General features: G+C 74.8%; 7 protein-coding genes. 4 read left to right on the top strand and 3 right to left on the bottom strand.

Translation table 11 applies throughout. The annotated features are described in order from the left end of the window. Positions 1 to 113: 113 nt before the first annotated feature. Positions 114 to 371: a hypothetical protein gene (locus tag ABTY04_RS36735; protein WP_352217781.1), complete on the bottom strand. Its 258-nt coding sequence runs from the start codon at positions 369 to 371 to the stop codon at positions 114 to 116. Positions 372 to 476: 105 nt separating this feature from the next. On the opposite strand from ABTY04_RS36735, the gene ABTY04_RS36730 reads away from it, so the two are divergent. Beyond that, on the top strand, positions 477 to 848 hold the full coding sequence (locus ABTY04_RS36730) for an ArsC/Spx/MgsR family protein (RefSeq protein WP_352217780.1): 372 nt from the start codon (positions 477 to 479) through the stop codon (positions 846 to 848). Between the two features lie 189 nt (positions 849 to 1,037). After that, positions 1,038 to 2,549 carry a MocR-like pyridoxine biosynthesis transcription factor PdxR gene (pdxR, locus tag ABTY04_RS36725; RefSeq protein ID WP_352217779.1) on the top strand — a complete coding sequence of 504 codons (1,512 nt, stop codon included), beginning with the start codon at positions 1,038 to 1,040 and terminating at the stop codon, positions 2,547 to 2,549. Positions 2,550 to 2,654: 105 nt separating this feature from the next. On the opposite strand, the gene ABTY04_RS36720 is transcribed toward pdxR, so the two are convergent. Further along, positions 2,655 to 3,845: a helix-turn-helix domain-containing protein gene (locus ABTY04_RS36720; RefSeq protein WP_352217778.1), complete on the bottom strand. Its 1,191-nt coding sequence runs from the start codon at positions 3,843 to 3,845 to the stop codon at positions 2,655 to 2,657. A gap of 313 nt (positions 3,846 to 4,158) precedes the next feature. Between ABTY04_RS36720 and ABTY04_RS36715 the strand changes: the two genes are divergently transcribed. Then, the gene (locus ABTY04_RS36715; RefSeq protein WP_352217777.1) at positions 4,159 to 4,536 is read left to right on the top strand and encodes a hypothetical protein; all 378 of its coding nucleotides are present in this window, start codon (positions 4,159 to 4,161) and stop codon (positions 4,534 to 4,536) included. A 145-nt stretch (positions 4,537 to 4,681) separates the two neighbouring features. After that, positions 4,682 to 5,218, top strand: a complete 537-nt coding sequence (locus ABTY04_RS36710) for a hypothetical protein (protein WP_352217776.1) — start codon at positions 4,682 to 4,684, stop codon at positions 5,216 to 5,218. A gap of 21 nt (positions 5,219 to 5,239) precedes the next feature. Here the strand turns inward: ABTY04_RS36710 and ABTY04_RS36705 are convergent, their stop codons facing one another. Then, positions 5,240 to 6,169 (bottom strand): Gfo/Idh/MocA family protein, encoded by a 930-nt coding sequence (locus tag ABTY04_RS36705; RefSeq protein ID WP_502996795.1) that lies wholly within the window; start codon positions 6,167 to 6,169, stop codon positions 5,240 to 5,242. Positions 6,170 to 6,362 lie beyond the last annotated feature (193 nt).

The following is a 6,362-nucleotide window of genomic DNA, read 5'->3' as shown; positions in this document are numbered from 1 at the left end:
GGGGCACCAGCTCCCGCGCGTACGGGTCCTGGCGCAGGACCACCGACAACGGGCTGTGGGTGGAGCGCGCGGTCGCAGGACGCCCTGCCCGACGCGGAGACCCGGCCCGGTGCTCAGCCGCCGTTGCTGACGATGAAGGCGCGGACCATCTTGCACGTGACGTTCGACGGGCGGTGGATGCCGGTGCGGACCGCCATCGTGCGGATCTTCCGGTTGGTCGCGCGACGGGCGTCGTACGTCCCCGAGTCCAGCAGGGATATCGCCAGCCGCATCGCCTTCAGACGGCGGTTGTGGCTCTCGTACCACTCGCGGGGCAGGCCCGCCGGCAGCGGCTTCTTCTTGACGGGCACAACGGTCATGGCAGTGGCCATCTACAGCCTCCCAAACGGTAGTTGGCTTCCTGTCGTTCTCCCTCGATTTTACCGGCGACCACTGACATTGACCCTGGCCAGACAGGCTCTGACTAGGCTGGGGCCATGGAGATCTGGATCAATCCCGCTTGTTCGAAGTGCCGCAGTGCGCTGACCGTGCTGGACGCGGAGGGCGCCGAGTACACGGTGCGCCGCTACCTGGAGGACGTGCCCTCCGAGGCCGAGATCCGCGAGGTCCTGGGGCGGCTCGGCCTGGAGCCGTGGGACATCACGCGCACCTCGGACCCGCTCGCGAAGGAGACCGGCGTACGGGACCTGCCGCGCGAGGAGACGGGCGCGGCCCGGGACCGCTGGATCGCCCACCTGGCGGCGCACCCGAAGCTCATCCAGCGCCCCATCATCACGGCGGAGGACGGCACGGCGGTGGTCGCCCGCTCCGAGGAAGCCGTCCGCGAGGCCCTGTCCCGCCGGGGCTGAGCCCGCGCGCCCGGACCGACCGGGACCGGATCCGCCGCCTCCGGGCGAGGGTGGTGGTGGGGTCGACCGGGAGGGCCGACCCGTCGCGTCCCCTCGCCGGCGTCCGGCGCCAGGCCGAACGGCCGGGCCCGCGGCCACGCCGGAACGCGGGCCGCCGGCGGCACGGCGCGGCCGCCTACGCTCGCCCGTATGACGTCCGACGACACCGCCACCGCGTCCGGCAGGGACACCGCACCTGGCACGGGCACCGCACCCGGCACGGACACCGGCACCGCCATCGGCACCACGCCCGGCACGGGCACCGGCGCCGACCTGCATCTCGAACTTCCCGCGCACGGTGCCCGGCGTACCGCCCTCGCCCAAGCCCTCCGCGAGGCCGTGCGCAGCGGGCGGCTCGCCGGCGGGACCCGGCTGCCGCCCTACCGGGCACTGGCCGCCGACCTCGGGCTGGCCCGCAATGCCGTCGCCGACGCGTACGCCGAGCTGGTGGCCGAAGGCTGGTTCACCGCCCGGCAGGGCTCCGGCACGCGGGTCGCCTCGGGGGCGGCCACCGCCGCCGCCCCGGCGGCCCCGGCCGCGGCCGCCCCCGAGGGCCCCCGCCACGACCTCCTCCAGGGCAAGCCCGACCCCGCCTCCTTCCCGCGGGGCGCCTGGTCCGCGAGCGCCCGGCGGGCCCTGGCCGAGGCGCCCGGCGAGGCCTTCGGGCCCGGCGATCCCCGGGGGCGACCGGAGCTGCGGCGGGCGCTGGCCGCGTACCTGTCCCGGGCCCGGGGCGTGCGTACCGGCCCGGAGAACGTCGTGGTCTGCTCCGGCTTCGCGAACGGCCTGCGGCTCCTCGCGTCGCTGCGGCCCCGCGACTGGGCCGTGGAGGAGTACGGACTCCCCTTCCACCACGGCATCCTCGAAGCCGCCGGGGTCCGCCCGCACCCCGTCGCCGTCGACGAGGACGGCGCCCGCACGGACCGGATCCCGGCCCGGGCGCGCACGCTGCTGCTGACCCCGGCCCACCAGTTCCCGACGGGTGCCCGGCTGCTGCCGGCCCGGCGGGCCGCCGCCGTGGAGTGGGCCCGTACGACGGGCGCCCTGATCGTGGAGGACGACTACGACGGGGAGTTCCGCTACGACCGCAAGCCGGTCGGCGCCGTCCAGGGCCTGGCCCCCGGACACGTCGTCTACGCCGGCTCGCTGAGCAAGTCCCTCTCCCCCGCGATCCGCCTGGGCTGGCTGGTCCTGCCGGACCACCTGGTCGACCGGGTCCTGGCGGCGAAGGGCCTGCGGGAGTCCTGGGCGAGCGCCCTGGACCAGCTCGCGCTGGCCGACTTCATCGAGTGCGGTGCCTACGACCGCCACATCCGCCGCATGCGCCACCGCTACCTCGGCCGTCGCGACCAGCTGGTCTCCGTACTGGCCTCCAGGGCCCCGCAGTTGCGGGTGACGGGCATCTCGGCGGGGCTGCACGCTGTCCTCGAGCTCCCGCCGGGGACGGAGGCCGTGGCGCTGGAGGCGGCCCGGGCGGCGGGCCTGGCCCTGGACGGCCTCTCGGAATACCGGCATCCGGCCGCGGCCGGGGCGGCCCGGGAAGGGCTCGTGGTGGGGTACGCGGCGCCGCCGGAGGCGGCCTTCGGGAGGGCGCTGGGGGCGCTCGCGACGGCCTTGGGCGGACAGCCGTTCGGGGCGCCCGCGCCGCCGCCCCACCGCTGAGGCCGGCTCAGGACAGCGTGCGGCGGCGGCGCAGGCAACGACGGCGTCGAGGTCGCCACCTGCGCCGGCACCGGGTTCGCCGCCCGCCGGGCCCCGGCCGGAACGTCAGCGGAAGTCCACCGCGAGCGCTCCCCACTGGGCCGTGGTGGTCCCCGTGGCCGCGCACAGCTGGGCGGCCGGGACGACGCGGTAGGCGGTGGACAGCTGGTAGGACGACTTCTTCACCACCGCCAGCGCGGTCCACTCGGCCGTGAAGGCCGGCGCGGTCCCGGAGTTGGTGCCCACGACGCCCACCACGAGGTCGCCCGGCGCGCAGTCGAGCCGGCTGGAGCTGGTGCTGAAGGCGGTCCCGCCTGCCTCGCCGTGGGCCTGCGCGTGGCCGACGGCCCTGCTGATGCCGCGGAACTCGTCCACCGCCACGTGGTACTTGCTCGCGTGCGGGTACACCACGCGGATCGAGTCCGCCGTGGTGAGCGGCCGGGCGTGGAATGCGGCCAGGACCACCGTCCGGTGCTTGCGCGCATCGGTCACGTCACCCACGATCCGGAACTCGTCCCCCAGGGTGTCCGTCACCTCGATGCGGCCCGGACACGTGGCGCTCAGCATCAGACTGACGACCAGGGCGTCCCCTTCCGTCACCTGGGTGACGACGGGCAGGACGAAATCGGTGCCGGAGAGTATCTCCGTGTCACCGGCCGGACGGGCCACCCACACGGCGGGGCCCTGCTCCGACGCGGGTCCGGCGCTGCCCGCGGGCGGCAGGACGGGCTCCGGGTTCTCCTTGGGGGTTCCGGGCGGGCACGGCTGTTCCTCCACGGGATAGCTCACGTGCGTCCCGGCCGACGACGCCGAGGTCAGGCCCGTGACGGCTCCGGCGCCGATGGCGATGCCGAGGGCGAGGGTGGCCGCGTGCGTGAGCGTGCGGCGCCACCGCGGGCTCCGCCGGCGTGGCGGGTCGTCGACGGATCCGGGTCCTGCCGCGTCCTGCGCTTCGGCCGGCTCCTCCCCGGAGCCGAGGCGGAGCCTCGTCCATGCCTCCCTCCACTGCTGCAGTTCCGCCTCCGGCACGCCGCACGCCTGCAGCAGGACGAGGGCCCGGTCCCAGGGGGGCAGCGTCGGGCGCTGCGTCTGCAGTGCGTGGGCGATGGTGGTCCTCGGCAGGCCGGTACGGCGCTGCAGCTCCCTCAGCGACAGGCCTTCCAGCGCCTTGAGCGCCCGTAAGGCCTCGATGAACTCCCCCACCGTGTGCAGTGCCTGCGGCCCCGGCCCCGGTCCGCCCCGATCCGAACTGGTCACGACTCCCCGTCCCTCCCCGGCCCACCACCGGATCCGGCCGTCCGAAGACGTCCAAGGCCGTCCATGGCGATCCACGAACGCCGGGTGGGCGGCCGGATCCTACGGCGGGCACCCCCTGCCCCGACATGGACCATCCGGCCATCTCCGGGCGCCGCCGTCCCGGGTCGTCCAGGGTCGTCCAAGGACGTCGGGACGCCTTGTCGGACACCTGCGCCGATGCCGATGGTTGCCCTCGTGCCGGACGCAACCGGGGGGTCGGCACGGACATGGCGAGAAACCCTTCACCGGTCGTTCTCTTCTCCAGGAGGAAGCAATGAAGTTCAAGCTCGGGCGCCGTGGTGCGATGGCGGCGACGGTCGCGGTGCTGACCGCCGGCGGGCTGGGCCTGGGGGCGGCCGGCGCGTCCGCGTCCCAGTGGACCTGGCTGAGCACCTCGCACGGGGTGGGTGTGTACAGCGGCCCCGGCGCGGGTTCCGGCAAGGTCGGGGCCCCGGACCTGTTCCGGGGGGACGCGGTCCACACCCTGTGCTGGACCCGTGGGGACAACCTCGGCAACGGGAACGTCTGGTACAAGGTCGACATGGAGTACTACCGCTCCAGCGGCTGGATGCCGGGCTACCAGGGGTGGACGTACGGCGGGTACGTGGACAGCAACGCCGAGTTCCACAACGGTCTGCCCGAATGCCGCTGACGGCATAGTGCCGTAGCTGCCGTGGCTGCGGGGCCGATGGCCCCCGAGGGCCCTTCCTCCCGGGAGGGCCCTCGGTTTTATCCGCTGCTCACCTCGTAGGGTGAGGAAACACCAAAGGGGACGAAACGCACGAAAGGGGCCCACCATGAAGGAACAGCCGGATCAGCAGCGCCCCGCCCCGGCCGGACCCCGCCTCCCGCCGCCGCGCCGGAGCGCCGACTGGCTGTTCGGCGGGGTCTACGGGACCGTGCTCGCCTCCGGGCTGCTGGCCGCGCTCAATCAGTCGGGCGGGGAGTACACCCCGTTCCAGGACGCGAGCTGGGTGCTGGTCACCGCCGGCGCGGCGGCGCTCGCGCACGGGTACTCGCACCACATGACCAGCCATCAGGCCGGCTCCGCGACCCACCGGTGGCGGGTGCTCTCGCGGGCACTGTGGAACGAGTGGCCGATCATCGTGGCCACCCTTCCCACCGTCCTGCTGCTGGTCTCCGCCGGGCTCGCCCACTGGGACTCCTACGGGGTGACCGCCGTCGGGCTCGGCCTGAACACGGCCCTGCTGTTCGCCTGGGGCTCCTTCGTGGCGCTCCGCGTCGGCTACCGGCTCGGCTCGGCCCTGCTCATGGGCGCGGCGGACGCCACCATCGGCCTCGCCATCATCGTGGCCAACGCCGTCATCAAGTAGCCCGGTCCCGAACCGGCCGCCTCAGGACGACAGCTGCGCCTCCGCCTCGGCCAGGATCTCCGTCAGCCGGGCCGCGAACCCCGCGTCGCGCGGGTCCGCCACCCCGGTCCGGGCGGCGGTGAGCAGCGCGTCCAGGGCGCGCCCGTACGCGCCGGGCACATCGGCCCACCTGGGCAGCGAGAACACCCCTTCCGCCCCGCGGACCTCCAGCCCCACCCCGGCCGCCGCGGTCGGTGCGCCCAGGCTGAGCACGGCGGTGCTGGCTGCGCCCGAGGCGTGGCGCAGGGCGAGCTGGACCGCGTCGGAGGGCCCGCGGGCGGCGGTGACGGCCGTGACGTCGCCCAGGACCGGGATCAGGACGGACAAGGCGTGCGGGCCGACGTCCCAGAGCCCGCCCTTGGCCTTGCGCCAGGGCGAGTCGGCGTACGCGCTGGGCGCACCGTCGGGCGGGAAGACGGCGCCGAGCCAGTGGGCGCTCGCCGTGAACCAGCCGGAGCGGGCGGCCTGCTCGGCGACCCAGCTTGCGGCCGGCTCGGCGAAGCGCAGGGTGAGGAAGACGACGGAGGCGACGCCGTGCCGGGCGACGGCGCCGGCGACGGCCCGGGCGTCGTCGGCGGTCGTGGCGACGGGCTTGTCGAGCAGCAGGTGGCAGCCCGCCGCGGCGGCGCGCACGGCGAGCGGGGCCTGTACGTCCGGCGGCAGGGCGAAGGCCGCGACGTCACAGTCGGCGAACAGCGCGTCGGGGTCTTCGTACACCTTCACGCCGTACGCGTCGGCCAGTTCGGCGGCGGCTCCGGGGCGGCGGCCCCACACTCCGGCGAAGTCGGAGCCGGCGTGCGCGGCGAGGGCGGGGGCATGGGTGCGGTGGGCCCAGGGACCGGTGCCCAGCAGGCCGACCCGGGGGCGGGCCGGCGGGCGGGAGGAGTCCGAAGGGTCACCGGCCGAGGTCAAATCGTACGAAATGCTCACCCGCTCAGTCTGCCCCACTCGGACGGGTGTGCTACCACCGGCCCGCACAACCGACTCGAACTGCGGGGTAAACCTCGGTAACACGGGGTTCACACACGGGCAACGGAGGAGAAATCGCGGGCGGGCACGCTGCGGTGCATACCGCAACGCAATCGCAGCACCTCGAACGCAGCAC

The organism is Streptomyces sp. NPDC097981, assembly GCF_040302565.1.
Lineage (GTDB): Bacteria > Actinomycetota > Actinomycetes > Streptomycetales > Streptomycetaceae > Streptomyces.
Note: the sequence above shows the minus strand (reverse complement) of the source record. Positions and strands in the feature narration are given on the sequence as shown.

Coding starts and splice junctions, on each gene's coding strand:
- ABTY04_RS36735 (WP_352217781.1), bottom strand. CDS start 371: ATGGCCACTGCCATGACCGTTGTGCCCGTCAAGAAGAAGCCGCTGCCG.
- ABTY04_RS36730 (WP_352217780.1), top strand. CDS start 477: ATGGAGATCTGGATCAATCCCGCTTGTTCGAAGTGCCGCAGTGCGCTG.
- pdxR (WP_352217779.1), top strand. CDS start 1,038: ATGACGTCCGACGACACCGCCACCGCGTCCGGCAGGGACACCGCACCT.
- ABTY04_RS36715 (WP_352217777.1), top strand. CDS start 4,159: ATGAAGTTCAAGCTCGGGCGCCGTGGTGCGATGGCGGCGACGGTCGCG.
- ABTY04_RS36710 (WP_352217776.1), top strand. CDS start 4,682: ATGAAGGAACAGCCGGATCAGCAGCGCCCCGCCCCGGCCGGACCCCGC.